The sequence below is a fragment of the Frateuria flava genome (assembly GCF_017837635.1).
Lineage (GTDB): Bacteria > Pseudomonadota > Gammaproteobacteria > Xanthomonadales > Rhodanobacteraceae > Frateuria_A > Frateuria_A flava.
On the sequence record NZ_JAGJRS010000008.1, the window covers coordinates 53916 to 77402 of the forward strand.

Annotated in this window: 24 protein-coding genes; all 24 read left to right on the plus strand. The window is 69.6% G+C overall.

Annotated elements, in window-relative coordinates:
- Positions 1–44 precede the first annotated feature (44 nt).
- The 24 genes from fliF to J7I44_RS03770 all read left to right on the plus strand — a co-directional run bounded on the left by fliF (position 45) and on the right by J7I44_RS03770 (position 23392).
- Positions 45–1715 carry a flagellar basal-body MS-ring/collar protein FliF gene (gene fliF / locus J7I44_RS03655; protein WP_209615925.1) on the plus strand — a complete coding sequence of 557 codons (1671 nt, stop codon included), beginning with the start codon at positions 45–47 and terminating at the stop codon, positions 1713–1715.
- A 6-nt stretch (positions 1716–1721) separates the two neighbouring features.
- The gene (fliG, locus tag J7I44_RS03660) at positions 1722–2726 is read left to right on the plus strand and encodes a flagellar motor switch protein FliG (protein WP_209615928.1); all 1005 of its coding nucleotides are present in this window, start codon (positions 1722–1724) and stop codon (positions 2724–2726) included.
- Positions 2726–3340 (plus strand): FliH/SctL family protein, encoded by a 615-nt coding sequence (locus J7I44_RS03665; RefSeq protein WP_209615931.1) that lies wholly within the window; start codon positions 2726–2728, stop codon positions 3338–3340. Before fliG ends, J7I44_RS03665 begins: the two co-directional genes overlap by 1 nt.
- 220 nt (positions 3341–3560) lie before the next feature.
- On the plus strand, positions 3561–4901 hold the full coding sequence (fliI, locus tag J7I44_RS03670) for a flagellar protein export ATPase FliI (RefSeq protein ID WP_209615935.1): 1341 nt from the start codon (positions 3561–3563) through the stop codon (positions 4899–4901).
- On the plus strand, positions 4898–5329 hold the full coding sequence (gene fliJ, locus J7I44_RS03675; protein WP_209615938.1) for a flagellar export protein FliJ: 432 nt from the start codon (positions 4898–4900) through the stop codon (positions 5327–5329). Before fliI ends, fliJ begins: the two co-directional genes overlap by 4 nt.
- A 68-nt stretch (positions 5330–5397) precedes the next feature.
- Entirely contained in the window at positions 5398–6405 is a 1008-nt protein-coding gene (locus tag J7I44_RS03680; protein WP_209615942.1) for a flagellar hook-length control protein FliK, read from the plus strand.
- Positions 6406–7002: 597 nt separating this feature from the next.
- Positions 7003–7512, plus strand: a complete 510-nt coding sequence (locus J7I44_RS03685) for a flagellar basal body-associated FliL family protein (protein WP_209615946.1) — start codon at positions 7003–7005, stop codon at positions 7510–7512.
- Between the two features lie 10 nt (positions 7513–7522).
- Positions 7523–8536 (plus strand): flagellar motor switch protein FliM, encoded by a 1014-nt coding sequence (gene fliM, locus J7I44_RS03690; RefSeq protein WP_209615949.1) that lies wholly within the window; start codon positions 7523–7525, stop codon positions 8534–8536.
- Positions 8533–8868 (plus strand): flagellar motor switch protein FliN, encoded by a 336-nt coding sequence (gene fliN, locus J7I44_RS03695; protein ID WP_209615952.1) that lies wholly within the window; start codon positions 8533–8535, stop codon positions 8866–8868. Before fliM ends, fliN begins: the two co-directional genes overlap by 4 nt.
- Positions 8869–8938: 70 nt before the next feature.
- The gene (fliO, locus tag J7I44_RS03700; RefSeq protein WP_209615955.1) at positions 8939–9277 is read left to right on the plus strand and encodes a flagellar biosynthetic protein FliO; all 339 of its coding nucleotides are present in this window, start codon (positions 8939–8941) and stop codon (positions 9275–9277) included.
- A 20-nt stretch (positions 9278–9297) separates the two neighbouring features.
- Positions 9298–10113 (plus strand): flagellar type III secretion system pore protein FliP, encoded by an 816-nt coding sequence (gene fliP / locus J7I44_RS03705; protein ID WP_209616011.1) that lies wholly within the window; start codon positions 9298–9300, stop codon positions 10111–10113.
- Between the two features lie 228 nt (positions 10114–10341).
- Positions 10342–10611 carry a flagellar biosynthesis protein FliQ gene (gene fliQ / locus J7I44_RS03710; RefSeq protein WP_209615958.1) on the plus strand — a complete coding sequence of 90 codons (270 nt, stop codon included), beginning with the start codon at positions 10342–10344 and terminating at the stop codon, positions 10609–10611.
- Positions 10608–11378 (plus strand): flagellar biosynthetic protein FliR, encoded by a 771-nt coding sequence (gene fliR, locus J7I44_RS03715; RefSeq protein ID WP_209615961.1) that lies wholly within the window; start codon positions 10608–10610, stop codon positions 11376–11378. The genes fliQ and fliR overlap by 4 nt, the downstream gene beginning before the upstream one ends.
- Positions 11379–11382: 4 nt before the next feature.
- Positions 11383–12519, plus strand: a complete 1137-nt coding sequence (gene flhB, locus J7I44_RS03720; RefSeq protein WP_209615964.1) for a flagellar biosynthesis protein FlhB — start codon at positions 11383–11385, stop codon at positions 12517–12519.
- A gap of 12 nt (positions 12520–12531) precedes the next feature.
- Positions 12532–14628, plus strand: a complete 2097-nt coding sequence (flhA, locus tag J7I44_RS03725; protein ID WP_245187903.1) for a flagellar biosynthesis protein FlhA — start codon at positions 12532–12534, stop codon at positions 14626–14628.
- A 120-nt stretch (positions 14629–14748) separates the two neighbouring features.
- A complete protein-coding gene (gene flhF, locus J7I44_RS03730) occupies positions 14749–16221 on the plus strand; it encodes a flagellar biosynthesis GTPase FlhF (RefSeq protein WP_209615967.1) in 1473 nt (490 codons plus the stop codon).
- On the plus strand, positions 16218–17162 hold the full coding sequence (locus tag J7I44_RS03735) for a MinD/ParA family protein (protein ID WP_209615970.1): 945 nt from the start codon (positions 16218–16220) through the stop codon (positions 17160–17162). The genes flhF and J7I44_RS03735 overlap by 4 nt, the downstream gene beginning before the upstream one ends.
- A 1-nt stretch (position 17163) precedes the next feature.
- Positions 17164–17973, plus strand: coding sequence for an RNA polymerase sigma factor FliA (locus tag J7I44_RS03740; protein ID WP_209615972.1), 810 nt, complete (start codon positions 17164–17166; stop codon positions 17971–17973).
- Between the two features lie 51 nt (positions 17974–18024).
- Entirely contained in the window at positions 18025–18432 is a 408-nt protein-coding gene (locus J7I44_RS03745; RefSeq protein WP_209615975.1) for a chemotaxis response regulator CheY, read from the plus strand.
- Positions 18429–19070, plus strand: coding sequence for a protein phosphatase CheZ (locus J7I44_RS03750; protein ID WP_209615978.1), 642 nt, complete (start codon positions 18429–18431; stop codon positions 19068–19070). Before J7I44_RS03745 ends, J7I44_RS03750 begins: the two co-directional genes overlap by 4 nt.
- A 17-nt stretch (positions 19071–19087) precedes the next feature.
- A complete protein-coding gene (locus J7I44_RS03755) occupies positions 19088–21016 on the plus strand; it encodes a chemotaxis protein CheA (protein ID WP_209615981.1) in 1929 nt (642 codons plus the stop codon).
- A 1-nt stretch (position 21017) separates the two neighbouring features.
- A complete protein-coding gene (locus tag J7I44_RS03760; RefSeq protein ID WP_209615984.1) occupies positions 21018–21758 on the plus strand; it encodes a flagellar motor protein in 741 nt (246 codons plus the stop codon).
- 112 nt (positions 21759–21870) lie between these two features.
- Positions 21871–22899, plus strand: coding sequence for a flagellar motor protein MotD (gene motD / locus J7I44_RS03765; protein WP_209615987.1), 1029 nt, complete (start codon positions 21871–21873; stop codon positions 22897–22899).
- Positions 22900–22930: 31 nt separating this feature from the next.
- Positions 22931–23392, plus strand: a complete 462-nt coding sequence (locus tag J7I44_RS03770) for a chemotaxis protein CheW (protein WP_209615990.1) — start codon at positions 22931–22933, stop codon at positions 23390–23392.
- Positions 23393–23487: the final 95 nt, after the last annotated feature.

Sequence of the window (23487 nt, forward strand, 5' to 3'; positions counted from 1 at the left end):
CCGGCCTGACGTTCTCTCTCCCGCTTTACGGATGATTCGTACCCATGGCTGACAACGCCATCGCCACCACCGACAGCCCGGCCAATCGCTTCGACCTCAAGCAGCTCGCGCGCAGCCCGGCCTCCCGCCAGTTGCTGCTGCTGGTCGGCATGGCCGCGGCCGTCGCCCTGGGCGTGGCCGTGGTGCTGTGGTCGCGCGGTCCCAACTGGGGCCTGCTCTACGCGGGCCTGGGCCAGCAGGACGCCGCCGCGATCACCCAGGCATTGCAGTCGACCAACACGCCCTACCAGCTCGGCAACGACGGCAGCTCGATCATGGTGCCGGCCTCCGATCTCGCCGCCGTGCGCCTGCGCCTGGCCGGGCAGGGCCTGCCGCAGGGCACCGCCTCGAACGCGATGCCGCAGGCCGACTCGCCCTTCGGCATGAGCGACCTGGCCGAGCGCACGCGCTACCAGCAGATGCTGGAGACCGACCTGGGCAACACCATCGGCAGCCTGCAGGGCGTGCGCGCCGCGCGCGTGCACCTTGCCCTGGCCAAGCCCTCGGCCTTCATCCGCGACAGCCGCCAGGCCAGTGCCTCGGTGCTGGTGACGCTCTATCCCGGTCGGCAACTGGATGCGAGCCAGGTGGCCGCGATCGTGCACCTGGTGGCTGCCTCGGTGCCGGACCTGGATGCCAAGCAGGTGTCGGTGATCGACCAGCAGGGCCAGCTCCTGACCGGCAGCGATCCGGACAGCGCCGCCGCCGTGGGCGACAGCCGCCTGCGCCTGGCCACGCGGATGGAGAACAGCTACGCGCAGCGCATCGAGGAACTGCTCACGCCGCTGGTCGGCCCGGGCAAGGTGCACGCGCAGGTTTCGGTGGACCTGGACTTCAGCGCCACCGAAAAGGCCAGCGAAACCTTCGACCACGAACACCCGGCGCTGCGCAGCGAGCAGACCAGCAGCGAACACCGTGCCGACGGCAGCGCCGCCGACGGTGGCGTGCCCGGCGCGCTCAGCAACCAGCCACCGGTGATGGCCGCCCAGCCGACCGCCGCCAACCCCAACGCCGGCGGCAAGGCCGCGGCCGCGCCGACGGCCACCGCGCAGACCAGCACCGGCGACAGCTCCTCCAGCGCCACCCGCAACTACGAAGTGGGCCGCACCATCAGCCACACCAGCGACCCGGCCGGCCGGCTGGCGCGCCTGAGCGTGGCGGTGGTGGTCGACAACAAGACCGTGAGCGGCCCCAAGGGCGACACCAGCGTGCCGTTCACCCCGCAGGAACTGGACCACCTCACGCAGCTGGCCAAGAACGCGGTCGGCTTCGACCAGACCCGCGGCGACAGCGTCAGCGTGATCAACCAGGCCTTCCGCATGACGCCGGCCACCGATGCGCCCGAACAGGCGCCGCTGTGGCAGCGCCCCGGCGCGCTGGACCTCATCAAGCAGGCGATCGGTGTGCTGATCGCGCTGATCGTCGCCTTCGGCCTGCTGCGGCCGCTGCTCAAGGGGCTGTTGCGCAGCGCGCCGCAACCGGCGCTGGCCGCCGCCGGGCCCGTGCCTACGGTTTCCGTGCGGATTGCCGATGACGATGACGAGGGGAACCGGCTGTCGGGACCGCAGGTGATCGGTTATGAGCAGAAAGTGGGACTGGCGCGACGCATGGTCAGCGACAACCCCAAGCAGGTGGCGCAGGTGGTCAGGAACTGGGTCAGCGAGGACGGCGGCTAAACGTCGATGAAACAGGAACCGCAAATCACCGGCGCGCAGCGCGCCGCGATCCTGCTGCTCACCCTGGGCGAGCAGGACGCCGCCGAAGTCCTCAAGCACCTGTCTGCGCGCGACGTGCAGGCGGTCGGCCAGGCCATGGCAGTGCTGACTTCCGTCTCGCGCGAGCAGGTCGACAAGGTGCTTACCCGCCTGCACGACGACATGGGTTCGCAGACCGCGCTCGGGGTCGGCACCGAGGACTACATCCGCAAGATCCTCACCAACGCACTGGGTGAAACCAAGGCCGGCAGCCTGATCGACCGCATCCTGCTGGGCCGTTCCAGCAAGGGGCTCGAATCGCTCAAGTGGATGGAAGGCCGCGCCATCGCCGAGATGGTCGGCCAGGAACATCCGCAGATCATCGCGCTGGTGCTGGCCCACCTGGAGCACGACCAGGCCGCCGAGGTGCTCGGCTACCTGCCGGCGCGCACGCGCTCGGACGCGATCATGCGCATCGCCACGCTCGACGGCGTGCAGCCGCACGCGCTCAACGAGCTGGACGAGATCATGGAGCGCCAGTTCTCCGGCAACACCAACAAGCTGAAGTCCGCCAGCGTGGGCGGCCTCAAGGCCGCGGCCGACATCCTCAACGCGATGGAATCCAGCCGCGAGGCCGAGCTGATGGCCGCCATCCGCAGCCACGATGCGAACCTGGGCAGCAAGATCGAAGACCTGATGTTCGTCTTCGACGACCTGGTCGAGCTCGACGACCGCTCGATGCAGGCGCTGTTGCGCGAAGTGCCCTCGCCGCGCCTGATCGTGGCGCTCAAGGGTGCCGAGCCATCGATCCGCGAAAAGATGTTCGCCAACATGTCCAAGCGCGCCGCCGACATGCTGCGCGACGACCTGGAAGTGGCCGGTCCAGTGCGCGTGTCCGAAGTCGATGCCGCGCAGAAGGAAATCCTCGGCATCGCGCGCCGCCTGGCCGATGCCGGCCAGATCACCCTCGGCAGTTCGGATGACCTGGTCTGATGAGTGCCGTGCTCACCCGCGAGGCAGGCGCCGGTTACCAGCGCTGGGAGCCGCCGCAGGTCGGCGCCGCAGCCGCGCCGGCGCCCGCGGAGGCGCCGAACCACCCGACCGTCAGCGACCTGGAAGCGCTCGAGCGCCAGGCGCGTGAGGAAGGCCATGCCGCCGGCCTGGCCCAGGGCCTGGCCGAGGCGCGCGCGCAGGGGCGCGAGCAGCTGGCGCGGCTGGCATCGATCTGCGAGCAGGCGGCACGCCCGCTCGAAGCGCTCGATGCCGACGTGGAGCAGGAACTGGCGCAACTGGCCATGCTCGTCGCGCGCCGCGTGATCGTCCAGGAACTGGCCGCGCGGCCCGAGCTGATCGCGCAGGCCGTCCGCCAGGCCGCCGCCGCGCTGCCCGCCGCCACGCGTGAGCTGCGCGTGCGGCTGCATCCGGACGACCTGGCCTTGATGCGCGAACTCGATGCGGCCGAAACGCACTGGCAGCTGGTGGCCGATCCGGCGCTCAAGCGGGGCGATTGCCTGCTCGAAAACGAACGCTCGCGGCTGGATGCGCGGGTGGAAACACGCCTGGCGGTAATGGTGGATGCGGTGCTCGGGGACGAGGCGGGCGCATGAGCGTGATCGGCTGCGGCAAGGCCTCCCCCATCCGCCTGTCGGCACCTTTCCCCGTGGAACGGGGGAAGGACCCGGTGGCGCACACCTCCGCAAGATCCTTCCTGCGCGCACTTGCCCGATCCCTCCCCAGCGGACTTGCCCGATCCTCCCCCGGCGCGCGCGGGAAGGTGCCCGAAGGGCGGATGGGGGCCACCCGCCGGATGCCCCACCAGCTCACCCCATGACCCGCGCCTGGACCGAACAACTCGCCCGCCGCCGCCAGCGCGCGCAGGCCGCCCACACGCTCACGGTCGAAGGCCGCCTGCGCCGCGTGGTCGGGCTCACCCTTGAGGCCGAGGGCTGCGAAGCCGCGCTCGGCGCGCGCTGTCTGGTCGACACCGCCGACGGCAGCCAGCTCGACACCGAAGTGGTCGGTTTCGCCGACGAACGCCTGCTGCTGATGCCTGTCGGTGAAATGCACGGCGTGCTGCCCAACGCCCGCGTGCGCCCGCTTGCCCATGCCGGCGGCCTGCCGGTCGGCGCGGGCCTGCTCGGTCGCGTGATCGGTGCCGACGGCGTGCCGCTCGATGGTGAAGGCCCGCTGGACACCGGCGAACACGCCGCGCTCAAGGCCGAACCCATCAACCCGATGGCGCGCAAGCCCATCGACACCCCGCTGGACACCGGCGTACGCGCGATCAACGCGTTGCTCACCGTCGGCCGCGGCCAGCGTCTTGGCCTGTTCGCCGGCTCCGGCGTCGGCAAGTCCACGCTGCTGGGCATGATGACCAAGTACACCGACGCCGACGTGGTGGTGGTGGGCCTGATCGGCGAACGCGGCCGCGAGGTGAAGGAGTTCGTCGAGCACACCTTGGGCGTGGAAGGCCGCCGCCGCGCGGTGATCGTCGCCGCGCCGGCCGACGCGCCGCCGCTGAAGCGCCTGCGCGGCGCGCAGTACGCCACCGCGATCGCCGAATGGTTCCGCGACCGTGGCCAGCGCGTGCTGCTGCTGATGGACTCGCTCACCCGTTACGCCCAGGCCCAGCGCGAGATCGCGCTGGCCATCGGCGAGCCGCCCGCCACCAAGGGCTACCCGCCGTCGGTGTTCGCCATGCTGCCGGCGCTGGTCGAGCGCGCCGGCAACGATGCCGAGGGCGTGGGCTCGATCACCGCCTTCTACACCGTGCTGACCGAAGGCGACGACTACCGCCACGATCCCATCGCCGACGCCGCGCGCGCGATCCTGGACGGCCACATCGTGCTCTCGCGCGACCTGGCCGAGGCCGGCCACTACCCGGCGATCGATATCGAAGCCTCGATCAGCCGCGTGATGCCGGCGGTCACCGCGCGCGAGCACCAGCGCGCCGCGCAGCGCTTCCGCCAGGTCTACTCGGCCTACCGCCAGCAGCGCGACCTGATCGCGGTGGGCGCCTACCAGAAAGGCTCGGACCCGCAGGTCGACCAGGCCATCGTGATGTGGCCGCGGCTGCGCGGGTTCCTGCAGCAGGAAGTGGACGAACCGATGAGCCTGGCCGACGGCATCGCCGCCCTGAACGCTCTCGCCGCCGAGGCCGCCGCGTGAGCAAGCGCGCCGACCGCCTGCAGCCGGCCGCCGACCAGGCCAAGCAGCGCAGCGAAGACGCCGTGCTCAAGCTGGCCGAGCAGCAGCAGCGGCTGGCCAAGGCCGAGCGCCAGTTGATGGAGCTGCGCGGCTACCGCCAGGAATACGCCAGCCCGCCGAGTGTCGGCGGTTTGACGGCCACCGCGCTGATGAACCGCCAGCAATTCGTCGAACGCATCGACCGGGCGATCGAACAGCAGGCCGTCGAAATCGAACGCCAGCGCCGCCTGCTCGACCAGATGCGCGGCCTGTGGCGTGACGCGCATGCCCGCGAAGCCGCGCTGGACAACGTGATCGACCGCTACCGCGAGCAGGACCGCAAGGCCGAGGAACGTCGCGAACAGAACGACATCGACGAGCGCATGCAGTACCGCCGCCCCGCGCGCTAGCGCTTGGCGCGAAGTTTGCTGGCCTCTCACCGACGTATGCCGCTTGAAGCCTTGATGAGGAAGTGCCCATGAGCGCGACCACCGCCGCCGTGAACCCCGTCCAGCCGACCCCGCCGCCGGCCCGGCCCGCCGCAAGTCCGGCGTCCGGCACGGACGAGAGCCGCTTCGACCGCCACCTGGATGCCGCCCGCCAGCAACACGGGCAGGCGCAGGACAAGCCGGCGCAGGACGACCCCAGGCACGAGGCGGCAACATCCGAGGCGCCGGCCAAGGCGCAAACGCAGAAACCGGTCGAAGCACCCGCGAAGGACGAGGGCGACCCGGACGCCGCCGCGCTGGCCGCGGCCATGCTCGCGCTGATCGGGCAGGCCGCACCGGCCAAGCCGCTGACGGCGGCCGGCATGGTGGCCCATGCGGCGAACAAATCGGTGACCGCCGGAACCGGCGCCAAGACCCCGGCCGCGATGGTTTTGCTCGCCAACACCGCCGCCACCACGGCGGCTGCCAGGACCGCGATCAACGTCGAGGCCAACGCGCTGGCGACGATGATCGCCAAACCCGCCGAGCAGAAAGATGCGCCGATCGACCCGGCACAACTCGGCAGCCTGTCGGCCAACCCGATGCCGGCGCCCGAGGCCGCCACCACCGTCGCGCCGGCGCACAACCTCAGCGTCGCCAGTCCGGCAGGCACCCCGGCGTTCGCGCAGGAGTTGGGCCAGCACGTGGTCTGGCTGGGCCTGCAGGACGTCAAGCAGGCGCGCATCCGCCTGCACCCGGAGGACCTGGGCGCGATGGACGTCAAGGTCAGCATGAACCACGACCGCGTGGACGTGAGCTTCGCCGTGCAGCATCCGGCGGCCGTGCATGCGGTCCAGCAGACGCTGCCGCAGCTTGACGCGCTGCTGGCGCAGCACGGCCTGGCCCTCGGCCAGGCCGACGTGGGGCAGCGCCAGCAGCACGGCGAAGGCGGGCGCGGTGGCGAGGCAGGTGGGGCGATCGGCGAGATCGAGGCCGAGCCCGCCGTGATGGCGAGCATGCCGGTCGCAGCGCTCGGGATGCTCGATACGTTTGCCTGAGGGCTCGGGCCCTTCGACGCCACCCTGCGGCCACCTCTGCGGTGGCTGGGATCCGTTCGCGCTGAGTGCAGGCGCCGAAGTCGAAGCGTGCTCGTCGCACGCCGACCTTCGTGCACCGGCGTGTATCCCGCCCAAGAGCGCCCCCATCCGCCTGTCGGCACCTTCCCCCGCGTTCGCGGGGGAAGGACTCGGGCTCGGACGCCGCGACCGCGATCCTTCCAGGGTCGCGGGGGAGGGACCCCGGGCCCGGGCGCCGCGACTTCCATCCTTCCCTTCCACCGCGTTCGCGGAGGAACAACTTCGGCCCGGGCGCTGCGACCTCGATCCTTCGCCCGTTCACGGGGGAAGGTGCCCGAAGGTCGGATGGGGGAAGCCTTGCGAAAGCCCCCCCATCCGCCCCCTTCACGCCCCGCCGGTTTCCAGACACCCGCCGTGATCGCGACGCGCCCGTTCCCCGGCACGCGTCAAGAAAGCGCCACGCCTGCCGCAAACCCTGCAGGACCAACGCTCCGGGCCGTGGCACGCGGATTGCAACAAGGCCCGTGCAAGGCGGTGCCCCGAGCGCCAGCCGAAGAAAAACGACAACGAGGTTGAGGCATGGCAAGTACGGAACAGGAAGCGGTGGCGCCGACGAAGAAAAAGCGCTCGCCGCTGGTGATCGGCCTGGTGGTGGCGCTGCTGGCGGTGTCCGGCGCGTGCGCCTATCTGTTCACCTCGCGCGGACACGACAAGCCGGCCGCCGCGTCCACCGACAAGGAAGGCGGCGCGGCCGCACCGGCAAAGACGCAGCCGGAATTCTTCCTGCCGCTGGACCCGGCCTTCGTCGTCAATTTCCGCGACGACGACGCGATGCGCTACCTGCAGGTCGGCGTCACCCTGATGTCGCACGACCAGGCCGCGCTGGACACCGTCAAGGGCGTCGACCCGGTGGTGCGCAACGCCCTGGTGATGCTGTTCAGCCGCCAGAGCTACTCCGTCCTCACCGACCCGGCCGGCAAGCAGAAGCTGCAGGCCGAGGCGCTGGAGGCCGTGCGCAAGATCGTCCAGGCGCGCACCGGCAAGCCCGGCATCGACGCGCTGTACTTCACCAGCTTCGTGATGCAGTGAGGCATCGCCCATGAGCGACCTGCTTTCCCAGGACGAAATCGACGCGCTGCTGGACGGCGTCACCGGCGGCAGCGTCGCCACCGGCGAGGACGAGCCGCCACCCACCGAAGCGGTGCAGGCCTACGACTTCACCCAGCAGGACCGCATCGTGCGCGGCCGTCTGCCGACGCTGGAGATGGTCAACGACCGCTTCGCCCGCTTCTTCCGCCTGGGCGTGTTCAACGTCCTGCGCAAGAGCTGCGAGGTCTCGGTGCTGGGCGTGAAGATGGTGAAGTTCGCCGAGTACGTGCACAGCCTGGCGGTGCCGAGCAACCTCAACCTGGTGCGCATCAAGCCGCTGCGCGGCACCGCGCTGGTGGTGTTCGAGCCGCGGCTGGTGTTCACCGTGATCGACAACTTCTTCGGCGGCGACGGGCGCTTCCACGCGCGCATCGAGGGCCGCGATTTCAGCGCCATCGAAAACCGCGTGATCCAGATCATGCTCACCGAGCTGTTCGGCGCCATGACCGAGGCGTGGAACCCGGTGCTGCCGCTGGAGTTCGAGTACATCAACTCCGAGATCAACCCGCAGTTCGCCAACATCGTCAGCCCGACCGAAACCGTGGTGATCTCGCGCTTCCACGTCGAGCTCGACGGCGGCGGTGGCGAGATCCACCTGACGCTGCCCTACGCGATGGTCGAGCCGATCCGCACGCTGCTGGACGCTGGCGTGCAGAGCGACCTGGCTGACCGCGACGACCGTTTCACCGAACACCTGCACGAGGAAGTGCTCGACGCGGAAGTCGAGCTGAGCTCGCTGCTGCTGGAGGCGCAACTGTCCATTGGCGACTTCCTGCAGCTGCGCCCGGGCGATGTGATCCCGGTGACGCTGCCCGAGCTGTGCACCGTCTTCGCCGAAGACGTGCCGGTGTTCCGCGGCCGCTACGGCCAGGCCAACGGCCAGACGGCGATCCAGTTCCAATCCCATGTCGGTCGCCGCGAACGGCGCGCGTCCGGCGAGTTCACAGAGAAGAAAAGCGCATGACTGCCAATGACGCCGCGGTCGCCGACCGCATCGAATCGGACGCCCTGAGCGGTTTTGCCGTTGAGGGTGGGGATGTCAACCTGGACATGATCCTGGACGTGCCGGTGACGGTCGCGATGGAGGTCGGTCGCACCCGCATCAGCATCCGCAACCTGCTGCAGCTCAACCAGGGTTCCGTGGTGGAGCTGGACCGCGCCGCCGGCGAGCCGCTGGACGTGTTCGTCAACGGCACGCTGGTCGCCCACGGCGAGGTGGTGGTGATCAACGAGAAGTTCGGCATCCGCCTGACCGACGTGGTCAGCCCGGCCGAGCGCGTTCGCAAGTTGCGGTGAGGCCGTGATTCGGGATTCGGGCTTCGGGATTCGGCTGCGGGCGCTTGCGCCCGTGGCGGCGGCGCCCGAAATGAATGTCGGGGGCGAGTTGCTGCGGGTGTTGTTGAGCCTGGCCGCCGTCATCGCGTTGATTTTCGTGGCGGGCTGGATGAGTCGACGGCTGCAAGCGCGCAATCTGCCCGGGGGGCGGCGCATCCGTTGCGTCGAATCGATGGCGGTGGGCGCGCGCGAGCGCGTGCTGCTGATCGATGCCGACGGCAAGCGCCTGCTGGTCGGGGTGGGGCAGGGTGGCCTGCGCACGCTGCACGTGTACGAGGGCGAGGCGCCGGTCGACGCCAACCCGCCGGCGCCGTCGCCGGTCGCTCCCAACTTCGCGCAACTGCTGTCGCGCTGGAAAGGCAAGTCGTGAAATCGCAGGTCGTGAAAGTGATGTCGTTCCGTGGCGCACGCTGGCTGCTCGCGCTGGTGCTGATGGTGTTGCCGCTGTCTGTCTTCGCGCAGGCGGCCCCCGCGCCGGCCATGCCCGCACCCGCGTTGAGCATGCCGGCGAGCCCCAGCCTGTCCGGTGGCGGCATTCCCGTGTTGACCGTGCACGATGCGCCGGGCGGTGCGAAGAACTGGACGCTGTCGCTGCAGTTGCTGGGCCTGATGACGGTCCTGACGCTGCTGCCGGCGATCCTGCTGATGATGACCTCGTTCACCCGGATCATCATCGTGCTGGGCTTCCTGCGCCAGGCGCTGGGCACGCAGTCGACGCCACCCAACCAGGTGCTGCTCGGCCTGGCGCTGTTCCTGACGCTGTTCGTGATGGGCCCGGTGTTCAACAAGGCCTACAGCGATGGCGTCAAGCCGTACATGGACGGCCAGATGTCCGCCGAGCAGGCGCTGCCCGCCGCCAGTGCGCCGTTCAAGCGCTTCATGCTCGACCAGACGCGTGATGCCGACCTGCAGCTGTTCACCCAACTGGCCAAGGAGAAGCCCTTCGCCAGCAAGGACGACGTGCCCTTCCGCGTGGCGATGCCGGCGTTCCTGACCTCGGAGCTGAAGACCGCGTTCCAGATGGGCTTCCTGCTGTTCATCCCGTTCTTGATCATCGACCTGGTGGTCGCCAGCGTGCTGATGTCGATGGGCATGATGATGGTCTCGCCGATGATCATCTCGCTGCCGTTCAAGATCATGCTGTTCGTGCTGGTCGATGGCTGGACGCTGTTGATCGGCACGCTGGCCGGGAGCTTCTACACATGACGCAGGCCCCCGCTTCTGCTCCCTCTCCCCTCCGGGGAGAGGGTTGGGGTGAGGGGTCGGGGCTCGCGAAAGAGCTTGTTCGCAGCCATGCACACCTTTCCGCTTTTCCCGAAGCAAAAGCTTCCCGCTTCCCGCACACCCACTTCCCCCGCGAGCCCCGGCCCCTCACCCCAGCCCTCTCCCCGGAGGGGAGAGGGAGCTTGATGTGCGGCTCGCCCGAGCATTCCCATGACCCCTGAATCCGTCATCCAGTTCGGCCAGCACGCCCTCTACATCGCGATCCTGGTGGCCGCGCCGCTGCTGCTCACCGCCCTGGCGGTGGGCCTGCTGGTCGGCGTGATCCAGGCGGCCACGCAGATCAACGAGATGACCCTCTCGTTCATCCCCAAGCTGATCGCCATGGCGGTGGTGGCGCTGATCACCGGCCCGTGGATGCTGCGCACGCTGGTGCAGTTCACCCGGCAACTGATCGAGGGGTTGCCCGGGGCCGTCAAGTGACCACGGTGGACCTCGCCCAGCTGGAGAACTGGCTGGGCGGCCTGCTGTGGGCGATGGGTCGCGTCGGCGGCCTGTGCCTGATCGCACCGGTGCTGGGCTCCGGCGTGATCCCCGCGCGCATCCGCGTCGCTCTGGTGGTGATGCTGACGCTGGTGCTGGCGCCGCTCGCACCGGCGGCGGTCGATCCGTTCAGCGCCAGCGGCGTGGCGACGATGATCGGGCAGATCCTGATCGGCGCTTCGGTCGGCTTCGTGCTGAAGCTGGTGTTCGAGGCAGTGGCGTTCGGCGGCGAGCTGGTCGGGCAGGGCATGAGCCTGGGCTTCGCCGAGGTGGTCAATCCCGGCGGTGGCGGCAGCACGCCGGTGCTCAGCCAGTTCTACATGGTGCTGGTGACGCTGCTGTTCCTGGCGCTCAACGGGCATCTGCGGTTGATCCAGCTGCTCGCCGACAGTTTCCAGACGCTGCCGCCCGGCCCGGTGGCGATCAGCGCCGAGGGGTTGCACGCGGTGGTGCTGTTCGGCACGCACCTGTTCGCCGGCGCCGTGCGCGTGGCGTTGCCGGCGGTGACGGCGCTCTTGGTGGTGAACATCGGCTTCGCCGCGATCAGCCGCGCGGCGCCGTCGATGAACCTGTTCGCGGTGGGCTTCCCGATCACCCTTTGCCTGGGCTCGCTGGCGCTGTGGATGGGCCTGCGCGCGTTGCCCGGCGCATTCGAAACCCTGCAGAACAGCGCCTGGTCGCTGATGCACGAACTGGTCGGAGGCTGATGTCATGGCCGAGAACGACGACCAGGAACGCACAGAACAACCCTCCGAAAAACGACTTAAAGAGGCTCGCGAGAAAGGCGACATCCCGCGCTCGCGCGACCTTTCCGGCGCGCTGGTGGTGCTGGCCGGGGTGGCCGCGCTGCTCTCGGGCAGCGAAGGGGCCATGGCGCATGCCCGCACCATCTACCGCCTGGGCCTTTCCTATAGCCGCGAGGCGCTGTTCTCCGATGCGTTGCCCGGCCGCGTGCTCGCCATGGCGGTGCGCGAGGCGTTGATGCTGCTGATGCCGGTCGCGCTGGCGACGATCCTGGCCGCGCTGGCCGCGCCCGTGTTGCTGGGCGGCATCCACTTCAGCGGCCAGGCACTGCAGCCGAAGTTCGACCGACTCAACCCGGTCACCGGCCTGGGTCGCCTGGTTTCGATGCGCGGGCTGGTCGAGCTGGTCAAGTCGCTGGTCAAGCTGCTTTTCATCGGCGGGGCGTTGGCGCTCCTGCTCAAACATTCGGTGGACGAGCTGCAGGCGCTCGGTCGCGCGGACGTGGTGCTTGGCGTGGCGCGCGCGATGTCGCTGCTGGGCCGCTCGGCGCTGCTGTTTGGTGCCCTGCTTCTGCTGATCGGCGGCGCGGATGCGCTCTACCAGAAGTTCGACCACGCCAAGCGCCTGCGCATGACCCGCCAGGAGCTCAAGGACGAGTCGAAGGAGACCGAGGGCAACCCCGAACTGAAGGGCCGCATCCGCCAGGTGCAGTTCGAGATGTCGCGCCGCCGGATGATGCAGGAGCTGCCCAACGCGGACGTGATCGTCACCAATCCGACCCACTTCGCCGTTGCGCTGAAATACGACGAAAACGGCGCCGGCGCGCCGCGCGTGATCGCCAAGGGCGTGGACGTGCTGGCCCAGCAGATCCGCCTGGTGGCGAGCGGCCACCGCATCCCGATGGTCGAGGCGCCGCCGCTGGCACGCGCCTTGTATGCCACCACCTCGCTGGGCCGGGAAATCCCGGTCTCGCTGTACGTGGCGGTGGCGCAGGTGCTGGCCTACGTCTACCAGTTGAAGCAGGCGACGGCACGCGGCGACGAGCCGCCGCCGGCGCCACGGCCCGAGGTCGATCCGGACCTGATGGGCCCCTACAAGCTCTAAGAGGAAGCGTAAATGGCCGCCGCAGGCGCAATGGAAAGTCTCAAGCAGCTCGGGCGCCGCGGCGTCGGCGCGCCGGTGGTCATGCTGGCGATGCTGGCGATGGTCATGCTGCCGATGCCGCCGTTCCTGCTGGACATGCTGTTCAGCTTCAACATCGCCCTGTCGCTCGTCATTTTGTTGGCGGTGATCTACGTGATGCGGCCGCTGGAATTCGCCGCTTTTCCGACGGTCGTGCTGATGGCGACGCTTTTACGTCTCGCCCTGAACATCGCCTCGACCCGCGTGGTGCTGCTGCACGGCCACGACGGCCCGGGAGCGGCCGGCAAGGTGATCGAGGCGTTCGGCGAGTTCGTGATCGGCGGCAACTTCGCCGTCGGCCTGGTGGTGTTCGCGATCCTCACCATCATCAACTTCGTGGTGGTCACCAAGGGCGCCACCCGCGTGTCCGAAGTGACCGCCCGCTTCACCCTGGACGCGATGCCCGGCAAGCAGATGGCGATCGACGCCGATCTCAACGCCGGCCTGCTGACCCAGGAGCAGGCCCGCGAGCGCCGCCAGGAAGTGCGCGAGGAAGCGGACTTCTACGGCTCGATGGACGGTGCGTCCAAGTTCGTCCGCGGCGACGCCACCGCCGGCATCCTGATCCTGTTCATCAACATCGTCGGCGGCTTCTTCGTCGGCATGTTCCAGCACGGCCTGGGCGCCGGCGAATCGGCCAAGACCTACACGCTGCTGACCATCGGCGACGGCCTGGTCGCGCAGGTGCCGGCGCTGATGCTCTCGATCGCCACCGCGGTGATCGTCACCCGCGTGTCCAAGTCGCAGGACATGGGCAAGCAGGTGCTCGGCCAGGTGTTCGGCCAGCCGCGCGCGCTGGCGGTGGCCGGCGCGGTGCTGGGTGTGATGGGCCTGATCCCGGGCATGCCCAACCTCGCCTTCCTGCTGCTGGGCGGCTGCTGCGGCGGCGCGGCGTACCTGATGATCAAGCGCGAGCGCGAGACCAAAGAGAAGCTGGCCGAGGCCATCGCCCAGCCGGAAGCCGCGGCGGCGCAGGTGCCGGCCGAGCGGATGGAGCTTGGCTGGGACGACGTCGCCAGCGTCGATCCGCTGGGCCTGGAAGTGGGCTACCGGCTGATCCCGCTGGTGGACACCCACCAGGGCGGCGAGCTGATGGGCCGGATCAAGTCCGTGCGTCGCAAGCTCTCGCAGGAGTTCGGCTTCCTCGTCCCGGCGGTGCATATCCGCGACAACCTGGACTTAGGTCCGAACACCTACCGCGTCACCCTGATGGGCGTGCCGATGGGCGAGGCCGAGGTGCACAACGAGCGGCTGCTGGCGATCAACCCCGGCCGTGTGCACGGGCCGTTGCAGGGCATCCAGACGCAGGATCCGGCGTTCGGCCTGGAAGCGGTGTGGATCGAACAGGGCCAGCGCGAGATGGCGCAGAGCCTGGGCTACACCGTAGTCGACCCGGCCACCGTGGTAGCCACGCACCTGTCGCACATCCTGCAGACGCACGCGCACGAGCTGATCAGCCACCAGGACGTGCAGCAGCTGCTCGACCGCCTGGCGCAGACCGCGCCCAAGCTGGTCGAGGACCTGGTGCCCAAGCGCATGGCGCTGGGCGTGGTGGTCAAGGTGCTGCAGAACCTGCTGGCCGAACGCGTGCCGATCCGCAACATGCGCACGATCGTCGAAACCTTGGCGGAGCACGCGGGGCAGAGTCAGGATCCCGGCATGCTCACCGCCGCCGTGCGCGTCGCGCTCGGCCGGCAGATCGTGCAGGAGATCACCGGCCTGGGCACCGAGGTGCCGGTCATCACGCTGGCGCCGGAGCTGGAGCAGATTCTCATGAACTCGCTCTCCGGCGGCGGCGTGGCCGGCGCGGCGGTCGAACCGGGCCTGGCCGACCGCCTGCAGCAGAGCGTCGCCGACGCCGCGCGCCGCCAGGAAATGAGCGGCGAAGCGGCCGTGCTGCTGGTCGCGCCGCAGCTTCGCCCATGGCTCGCGCGCTTCACCCGTCACGTGGCACAGAACCTGCACGTACTGGCCTACAACGAGGTGCCGGACAACCGCAGGGTGCGGCTGGTCCAGGCGCTGGGACGTTGAGGAGCCGGGAATCGTGAATAGCCAATCGGGAATCGTACAAACGCGCACGCCATGGGCTGGCGCGAAACGCCTCAACCATTCCCCATTGACCATTCGCCATTCCCGCTTGCGGAGCAAGCAATGAAGATCAAACGTTTCGTAGCGCCGGACATGCGTCAGGCGATGCGCGAAGTGCGCGAGGAGCAGGGCCCGGATGCGGTGATCCTGTCCACGCGCAAGATTGACGAAGGCATCGAAATCATCGCCGCCGTCGATTACGACGAGGCGCTGGTGCGCGAAGCCGCGCGCCACGGCGCAGCGCCCGCGCCGGCCGCGGAGCCGCCGGCGTTGCCGGTGCGTGCTTCCACGCCGCCTCCGCCGCCCCCGCCCGTGCGTGAGGCGCGCGTCGAAACGCTGGCGGTCGCCAATCGTTCGACGCCGATGGCTGACGCAGCAAAGGCCTCCCCCTCTCCCCAGCCCTCTCCCCCGGCTGCGCCGGGGGAGAGGGAGCGCCCGCAGCCCGCTCTTCGTAGGAGCCCGCTTGCGGGCGATGCTCTCCCCGCCAACGCCAACGCCAACGCCAACGCCAACGCCAACGCCAACGCCAACGCCAACGCCGCGTCGGGCATGCCCGAATCGCGCATCGACGAACCGACCCCGGTCCACCCGCTGATCGAGCGCGCCGCGCAGGACACCGTGCGCATGCGCGCCGAGCTGTCCAGCCTGCGCGAGATGCTCGAGATGCAGCTTTCCAGCCTGGCCTGGAACGACATGGAACGCCGCCAGCCGATGCACACCCGCGTGTTGCGCGAACTGACCCGGCTCGGCATCGACGCCGACGTCGCCCGCGCGCTGGCCGATGAACTGCCGGCGCAGATGACCCCCGAACAGGCGCGCTACCTGCCGCTGGGCATGCTCAGCCGCGGCATCGCGGTCAGCGGCCGCGGCCGTTCGGAGGAGGGCGGCGTCACCGCGCTGGTCGGCCCGACCGGCGTGGGCAAGACCACGACGCTGGCGAAACTCGCCGCGCGGGCGGTCGTGCGCCACGGCGCTTCGCAGGTCGCGCTGGTGAGCACCGACCACTACCGCATCGGCGCCGCCGCGCAGCTGGAACATTACGGCCGCCTGCTCGGCGTGCGCGTGTACCCGGCGTACGACGCCGACAGCCTGCGCCAGGTCCTGCAGCTGCTGAAGGGCTGCCACACCGTGCTGGTCGACACCGCCGGCCTGGCCGGCAACGACCCGCGCCTGGCCGAACAGCTGGACGCGCTGCGCGAGGCCGGCGAGCTGCGCGCGTGCCTGGTGCTGGCCGCCAACGCACAGGCGCAGTCGCTGGAAGACGCCGTGCGCGCCTACCTGCCGGTCAAGCCGCACGCAGCAATCCTGACCAAACTCGACGAGGCACCCAGCCTCGGCGGCGCGCTGTCGGTGCTGATCCGCCACCGGCTGGCGCTGGACTACACCACCGACGGCCAGCGCGTGCCCGAGGACATCGCCGCCGCCGACGCACGCCTGCTGGTGTGCCGCGCCGCGCAGGCGCTCAAGGGCAACGTGCCGGCCGCCGACGAGGCGGTGCTGGCCGAACGCTTCGGCACGATGGTGGTGCAGGCATGAGCGGAATCCTTGCAATGAATCAGGCGTGGGGCTTGAAAGACATGTTCAACGCGATCACGGGCGAGCGCGACAGCGCCCCGCCCGCACCGCACCGGCCGCACCAGGCGGTCAATGCCGGCGCACCGCGCCGCCGCTGCCGCGCGATCGCGGTGGCCGGCGGCAAGGGCGGCGTCGGCAAGACGACCGTGGCGGTCAATCTCGGGATGAGCCTGGCGATGGCGGGCCGCGACGTGATGCTGCTGGACGCTGACATGGGCCTGGCCAACGTCGACGTGCTGCTCGGCCTGGCGCCCTCGCGCCACCTCGGCCACCTGCTGGACGGAACGGCCACGCTGGAAGAGCTGCTGCTGGACGCCCCGCACGGGCTGAAGGTCATCCCCGGTGGCTCCGGCGCGCGACGCCTGGCGCAACTGGGCAACGGCGAGCACGCCGCGGTGATCCGCGCGTTCGACGAGCTGCCCAATCCGCCGGACTATCTGCTGGTCGACACCGCCGCGGGCCTGTCCGACAACGTGGCGATGTTCGCCGCCGCGGCCGATGACGTGGTGCTGGTGGTCTGCGACGAGCCGGCCTCGCTCACCGATGCCTACGCGCTGGTCAAGGTATTGAGTCGCGACTTCGGCGTGCGCCGCTTCCGCTTCGTCGCCAATCAGGTGCGCAACCTGGGCGAGGCCCGCGCGCTGCACCAGAAGCTGGCCAAGGTCAGCGACCGTTTCCTGGACGTGGTGCTGGATTTCTTCGGCTTCGTGCCGCAGGACGAGCGGCTCAAGCAGGCCATCCGGCGCCAGAGCGCGGTGGTGGACCTGTGGCCGGCGGCGCGTTCGTCGCAGGCATTCAAGCAATTGGCAGGTGCGGTCGATAACTGGGAGGAACCCGCGCGCGCGGGCCTGGACCGCATCGCGTTTTTCGGTGGCCAGGCCGTGACGGCGTCGGGGTGGTGAGATGAGCGTGGCATCGGAATATCTCCAGCTGCAAAAACAGAGTGCGGATGAGTTGGTGCGCCAGCACGCGCCACTGGTGCGTCGTATTGCCTATCACCTGATGGGACGCCTGCCTCCCAGCGTGGACGTGGGCGACCTGATCCAGTCCGGCATGATCGGCCTGCTGGAAGCCGCGCGGCACTACGCCACCGACCGCGCCGCCAGCTTCGAGACCTACGCCGGCATCCGCATCCGCGGCGCCATGCTGGACGAGCTGCGCAAGACCGATTGGACCCCGCGTTCGGTGCACCGCAAGGTGCGCGAAGTGGCCGAGGTGGTGCGCCAGATCGAGATCGAGACCGGTGCCGACGCCGAGGACGCCGAGGTCATCAAGCGGCTTGGCGTGAGCGCGGAGGAGTACCACGCGATCCTCGCCGATGCCGCCAGCGCGCGCCTGCTCAGCCTGACCGCGCCGGACGATGGCGACGGCTCGCCAGCCTTCGACGTGATCGACCAGGGCAACCTGGGACCGTCGGAGAACATCGAGCAGGAAGGCCTGCGCCAGGCGCTGATCGACGGCATTTCCGGCCTGCCCGAGCGCGAGCAACTGGTCATGTCGCTGTACTACGAGCAGGAATTGAACCTGAAGGAAATTGGCGCCGTGCTCGGCGTGACCGAGTCGCGCGTGTGCCAGATCCACGGCCAGGTGATCGTGCGGCTGCGCGCGCGCCTTGGCGATTGGCGTGAGGATGGGATGGGGGATTCGGGAGTCGGGAATCGCAAAGGCAAAGGCCGGCGCGCTTCCCCGCCCGATCGCTCCTCTCCCCGCTGACACCCAAGCCGAATCCCGAATCCCGAATCCCGAATCCACGGCAGAGGCCCAATGGACAAGAACATGAAAATCCTCGTGGTGGACGATTTCTCCACCATGCGGCGCATCGTCAGGAACCTGCTGGTGGAGCTGGGCTTCACCAACACGCTCATCCAGGAAGCCGACGACGGCAACAACGCGCTGACCATGCTCAAGAGCCAGCCGTTCGACATGGTCGTGACCGACTGGAACATGCCCAACATGACCGGCATCGACCTGCTGCGCGCGATCCGCGCCGAACCGGCGCTCAAGGGCCTGCCGGTGCTGATGGTCACGGCGGAGAACAACCGCGACCAGATCATCGCCGCGGCCCAGGCGGGCGTGAACGGCTACATCGTCAAGCCGTTCAACGCGGTCACGCTGAAGGAAAAGCTCACCAAGATCTTCGAGCGCCTCGCCGCCGCCGGAGCCAGCGCATGAGCGCCGTCCTGTCCACCTTCGACGAAGCCGCGCTGCCGGCCGAGCTGCACGATCTGCTCAACAGCGCCGATGGCGCCGCGTTCGAGCAGGCGCTCGATGCGCTGGTGCGCCAGCGCGAACAGCACCTTTTCCGCGCGCTGGGCCTGCTCGCGCGCGACCTGCACGGCGCGGTCAGCCGGCTCGGCAACGACCTGGCGCAGGAAGGCGTGCCCGGCCGCGTGGCCGACGTGCGCAAGCATCTGAATGACGTGCTGGAGATGAGCGCGCAGGCGGCCCATCGCAGCATCGATTTCGCCGAGCGCATGAGCCCCGAGGCCGATGCGCTGGCGCAGTGTGCCGAGCAGGTGCTCGCCTCGGCCGCGCCGTGCGATCCGGTCGCCGACCTGGCCCGCCAGGCCAGCGCGTTCGCCGGCAACTGCCGCGACGGCCTCAACGACATGGTGATGGCGCAGTCCTGGCAGGACCTGTCCGGCCAGCGCATCAAGAAGGTCGTCAACTTCATCGAGTCGGTGGAGTCGTCGCTGCTGGAGCTGGTCCGCCTGACGGGTGCGCTGTCCGGCCGCGAGCCGCCGCCGGTGGTGGAGAAGATCTCCGGCCAGGACGAGGCGGACCGCCTGCTCAGCGAATTCGGCTTCTGAGCCGGACCGGAGCGAGCATGGATCCCTCACTCGACGCCGAACTGCGCGACGATTTCCTGGTCGAGGCCGGGGAACTGGTCGAGCGCCTGTCGGAACAACTGGTCGAGCTGGAAGCCAGCCCGCGCGACGCCGACCTGCTCAACGCGGTGTTCCGCGCGTTCCACACGGTCAAGGGTGGCGCCGGCTTCCTCGCTGTCGAGCCGATGGTGCAGCTTTGCCACCATGCCGAGGATCTGCTCAACGTCGCCCGCAACGGGGCGCTGGTGCTGGACTCGGCCCGGATGGACGCGCTGCTCGAAGCGCTCGACCTGCTCAACGCGATGATGGATGCGCTGCGTGGCGGTGCGTCCATGGCGATGCCGCCGCCGGCGCTGCTCAAGCGGCTTATGCCGGGTGCGGCGGCACCCGCCCCGGCGCCGCCGCCGGTCGCCGCGCCCGTGGCGCCGCCGGCGGATGGCAGCATCGACGACAGCGAATTCGAAGCCCTGCTCGACAGCCTTTACGGCACCGCCGCGCCGGGTACCGTGCCACCGGCCGCGCCCGCGCCCGCGACCATCAACGACGACGAGTTCGAAGCGTTGCTGGACAACCTGCACGGAACCGCGGCACCGGGTGCCAGCGCCCCGGCACCCGGCAACAGCATCGCCGACGACGAGTTCGAGGCTCTGCTCGACAACCTGCACGGCAAGGGCGGTGCGCCCGGTGCCGTGCCGGTCCCGGCGCCTGCCGCTCCGGCACCCGCACCGGCGCCCGCCCGCGCGGCCGCGCCGGCCGAGACCAGCGTGCGCGTGGACACTGGCCGGCTCGACGCGCTGGTCAATCATGCCGGCGAACTGGTGCTGGTGCGCAACCGCCTGCAAAGCCTGGCGCAGAAGAGCGGCGATGAAACCCTGGCGCAGGCCGCGGCCGAACTCGACCGCGTCGCCGATGAGATGCAGGGCGCGGTGCTAGCCATGCGCATGCAGCCGGTCGGCCGCCTGTTCCAGCGCTTCCCGCGCATCGTGCGTGACCTCGCCCGCCAGCTCGGCAAGGAAGTGGACCTGGTCACCGAAGGCGAGGGCACCGATCTTGATCGCAGCCTGGTCGAGGCGCTGGCCGACCCGTTGATCCACCTGCTGCGCAACGCGCTCGACCACGGCCTGGAAATGCCCGAGGAACGCGTGAAGGCCGGCAAGTCCCGCCGCGGCACCGTGCGCCTGTCCGCCAGCCAGCGTGGCGAGCGCATCGTCATCGCGGTGAGCGACGACGGCCGCGGCATGAATCCCGACGTGCTCAAGCGCAAGGCGGTCGAAAAGGGCGTCATCGACGAGGCGCAGGCCGCGCGCCTGACCGAGAACGAGTGCTACGAGCTGATCTTCCGCCCGGGCTTTTCCACCGCCGCGCAGATATCCGATATCTCCGGTCGCGGCGTCGGCATGGACGTGGTCAAGACGCGCGTGGCGGAACTGGGCGGCACCCTCGCGGTGCGCTCGAAGCTCGGCCACGGCAGCGCGCTGGAACTGACCGTGCCACTGACCCTGGCGATCCTGCGCGTGCTGATGGTGCGCGTGGGCCCGCGTCTGTTCGCGCTGCCGCTATCCAACGTGGAGGAAGTGTTCGAACTCACCTCCGGCCAGGACCGCATGCTCGATGGCCGCCTGGTGGCCAACCACCGCGGCCGCGCGTTGCCGCTGGGCGACCTGGCCGGCTGGGCCGGCGTGCTTGGCGCCGCGCCGCGCCACGTCGTGGTGCTGCACATCGGCCACCAGCGCATCGGTTGCCTGGTGCATGAGGTGCTTGGCCGCGAGGACGTGATGGCCAAGCCGCTCGGTCCCCTGTTCGAGGGCCTGCCCGGCATCGCCGGCGCCACCGTGACCGGCGATGGCGCCCTGGCGCTGGTGCTCGACCTGGCCGGCCTGGCCGACGACGGCGGGCAACTGCTGCCGTCACTGAGGGCGGCGGGCTGACATGGATCTGGTGAGCCTTGTCGGCACGATCCTGGCCTTCCTGGTCATCATCGTCGGCACCATCCTCAAGGGCTCCACGATCGGCGCGCTGGTCAACCCGGCCGCGTTCGTCATCGTCTTTGCCGGCACCATCGCCGCGCTGATGGTGCAGACGCCCGGCAGCGTGCTGCGCCGCGCGCTGGGCATGTTGCCGCTGGTCTATCGGCCGCCGGTGTTCCAGCCGTCCGACCTCATCACCCGCATCATTGCGTGGAGCGAAATCTCGCGCCGCCAGGGCCTGCTCGGCCTGGAGCCGGCGATCGACGAAGAGAGCGACGGCTTCGTCCGCAAGGGCCTGCAGATGCTGGTCGATGGCGGCGAGCCGGAGGCGATCCGCGGCGTGCTCGAAGTGGAAATGGAGGCGCGTGAACACAACGAACTGGTCGCCGCCAAGGTGTTCGAGAACGCCGGCATCTATTCGCCGACCATGGGCATCATCGGCGCGGTGATGGGCCTGATGGCGGTGATGCAGAACCTGGCCGACCCGAGCAAGCTCGGCCACGGCATCGCCGCCGCCTTCGTCGCCACCATCTACGGCGTGGCGCTGGCCAACCTGCTGATGCTGCCGATGTCGGCGCGACTGAAGGGCCTGGTGCGCAAGCAGACGCAGATGCGCGAGATCCTGGTCGAGGGGCTGGTGTCGATCGCCGAGGGGGACAACCCGCGGCAGATCGAGGCCAAGCTGCAGGGGTATCTGTCGTGAACCGCCAGCGGCACGCAAGCCCTGCAGGAGCGCCCTTGGGCGCGACCGGGATGGCGGTCGCGCCCAAGGGCGTTCCTGCAGGGGAGATGCGGGCTTTTCCGGGAGCCTGCCCATGAAACGCAAGCACCACGAGGACCACGTCAACCACGAGGCCTGGGCGATCCCCTATGCCGACCTGATGACGCTGCTGCTCGCCTTCTTCGTGGTGATGTACGCCGTCTCGGTGGTCAACGAGGGCAAGTACCGCGTCATGTCCGAGTCGATCATCGAGGCGTTCAACGGCTCCAGCCACGTGATCGCGCCGATGCCGCCGACGAACGCCAGGCCGCATAACGTCGATCCGGCCATCGCCGCGCCGCGGAGCCAGCCCGGCGCCGCCGCCGCGCCGGTGGCGGTGCCCATTCCGCTGCGTCCCGCGTCTCGGCGGATCGTCGCCCAGCGCGCCCCGCACGAGACCCTGCGCGACGTGCAGGCCGCACAGGAAGCACAGCGCCAGGCCAACCTCACGCGCATCCAGCACGAGGTGGAAAAGGCGCTGCAGCCGCTGATCGACAAACAGCAGGTGGTCGTGCGGCGCACGCCGAACTGGCTGGAGATCGAGATTCGCACGGACATCCTGTTTCCCAGCGGCGTGGCGCAGCTCTCGCACCAGGCCGACGCGGTGCTCAGCAACCTGGGCGGCATCCTGGCGCCGTTCGGCAACCCGCTGCGCATCGAGGGCTACACCGACGACAAGCCGATCAATACGGCCGTCTTTCCGTCCAACTGGGAGCTGTCGGCCGCCCGCGCCGCCAGCGTGGCGCGCCTGTTCACCGAACACGGCGTGAGTCCCGCGCGCCTTGGCATCATTGGCTGGGGCCAGTTCCGGCCAGCGGCCGACAACACCACAGTGGAAGGCCGCAACCGCAATCGTCGCGTGCTGGTCGTGGTGCTGAGCGACCATGCCACGCCGACGCGCTACTCCGGCGGCACCGATCGGATCGGCCAGCTCGCCGACGCCACTCCGTCCGCCGGCACGGCCGCCGAGCCTGATCCTTCAGCCGCGGCGCTCGCCGGGGCTGGCGCACCGCCAAGCGCGCCCAAGGCTGCGGTGCACGTTGTCGAAGCACCGTTGATTGTCATGCCCGGGCGCGCCAAGTGAACCGCGCCGCCATCACCAAGAAATTTAGATCATGAATGCAACGGCCACTCCGAACCCCCAGCACTGGCTCACCTTTCAACTCGACGGCCAGGCCTACGCCGCGCCCTTGACGCAGGTGAGCGAAGTGATCCGCATCGGCGAAGTGACGCCGGTGCCCGGTGCCGCGTCGGACCTGCTCGGCATTCGCCACTTGCGCGGGCAAGTGGTACCGGTGCTCGACGGACGCCGCCGGCTCGGCTTGCCGTCGCGCGACGGCGACTCGGACAGCGTGCGCGTGGTGATGCTCAACCACGCCAGCCATGCCGTCGGCCTGCGTGTGGATGCGGTCGGCGAACTGCTGTTGCCGGGGAACGACGCGATTGCCCCACCGCCGCCCGGCCGCGCCGCGCGCGTGGACGATCCGGTCATCGGGGTGCTGCCATGGAAGGGCGGCTTCGTCGCGCTGCTGGACGTGCGCCGGCTGTGCCGGCTGCCGGAGTCGGATGCGGCGTGAGTGAGGGGTTTTTCGCAAGGCTTCCCCCATCCGCCCTGCGGGCACCTTCCCCCGTAAACGGGGGAAGGAAAGCATTGTCCCAGGCGATCTGCCGC

What these genes read in the sequence shown, in the direction of transcription:
- fliF (WP_209615925.1), top strand. Translation starts at nt 45, where the DNA reads ATGGCTGACAACGCCATCGCCACCACCGACAGCCCGGCCAATCGCTTC.
- fliG (WP_209615928.1), top strand. Translation starts at nt 1,722, where the DNA reads ATGAAACAGGAACCGCAAATCACCGGCGCGCAGCGCGCCGCGATCCTG.
- J7I44_RS03665 (WP_209615931.1), top strand. Translation starts at nt 2,726, where the DNA reads ATGAGTGCCGTGCTCACCCGCGAGGCAGGCGCCGGTTACCAGCGCTGG.
- fliI (WP_209615935.1), top strand. Translation starts at nt 3,561, where the DNA reads ATGACCCGCGCCTGGACCGAACAACTCGCCCGCCGCCGCCAGCGCGCG.
- J7I44_RS03680 (WP_209615942.1), top strand. Translation starts at nt 5,398, where the DNA reads ATGAGCGCGACCACCGCCGCCGTGAACCCCGTCCAGCCGACCCCGCCG.
- J7I44_RS03685 (WP_209615946.1), top strand. Translation starts at nt 7,003, where the DNA reads ATGGCAAGTACGGAACAGGAAGCGGTGGCGCCGACGAAGAAAAAGCGC.
- fliM (WP_209615949.1), top strand. Translation starts at nt 7,523, where the DNA reads ATGAGCGACCTGCTTTCCCAGGACGAAATCGACGCGCTGCTGGACGGC.
- fliN (WP_209615952.1), top strand. Translation starts at nt 8,533, where the DNA reads ATGACTGCCAATGACGCCGCGGTCGCCGACCGCATCGAATCGGACGCC.
- fliO (WP_209615955.1), top strand. Translation starts at nt 8,939, where the DNA reads ATGAATGTCGGGGGCGAGTTGCTGCGGGTGTTGTTGAGCCTGGCCGCC.
- fliP (WP_209616011.1), top strand. Translation starts at nt 9,298, where the DNA reads ATGTCGTTCCGTGGCGCACGCTGGCTGCTCGCGCTGGTGCTGATGGTG.
- fliQ (WP_209615958.1), top strand. Translation starts at nt 10,342, where the DNA reads ATGACCCCTGAATCCGTCATCCAGTTCGGCCAGCACGCCCTCTACATC.
- flhB (WP_209615964.1), top strand. Translation starts at nt 11,383, where the DNA reads ATGGCCGAGAACGACGACCAGGAACGCACAGAACAACCCTCCGAAAAA.
- flhA (WP_245187903.1), top strand. Translation starts at nt 12,532, where the DNA reads ATGGCCGCCGCAGGCGCAATGGAAAGTCTCAAGCAGCTCGGGCGCCGC.
- flhF (WP_209615967.1), top strand. Translation starts at nt 14,749, where the DNA reads ATGAAGATCAAACGTTTCGTAGCGCCGGACATGCGTCAGGCGATGCGC.
- J7I44_RS03735 (WP_209615970.1), top strand. Translation starts at nt 16,218, where the DNA reads ATGAGCGGAATCCTTGCAATGAATCAGGCGTGGGGCTTGAAAGACATG.
- J7I44_RS03740 (WP_209615972.1), top strand. Translation starts at nt 17,164, where the DNA reads ATGAGCGTGGCATCGGAATATCTCCAGCTGCAAAAACAGAGTGCGGAT.
- J7I44_RS03745 (WP_209615975.1), top strand. Translation starts at nt 18,025, where the DNA reads ATGGACAAGAACATGAAAATCCTCGTGGTGGACGATTTCTCCACCATG.
- J7I44_RS03750 (WP_209615978.1), top strand. Translation starts at nt 18,429, where the DNA reads ATGAGCGCCGTCCTGTCCACCTTCGACGAAGCCGCGCTGCCGGCCGAG.
- J7I44_RS03755 (WP_209615981.1), top strand. Translation starts at nt 19,088, where the DNA reads ATGGATCCCTCACTCGACGCCGAACTGCGCGACGATTTCCTGGTCGAG.
- J7I44_RS03760 (WP_209615984.1), top strand. Translation starts at nt 21,018, where the DNA reads ATGGATCTGGTGAGCCTTGTCGGCACGATCCTGGCCTTCCTGGTCATC.
- motD (WP_209615987.1), top strand. Translation starts at nt 21,871, where the DNA reads ATGAAACGCAAGCACCACGAGGACCACGTCAACCACGAGGCCTGGGCG.
- J7I44_RS03770 (WP_209615990.1), top strand. Translation starts at nt 22,931, where the DNA reads ATGAATGCAACGGCCACTCCGAACCCCCAGCACTGGCTCACCTTTCAA.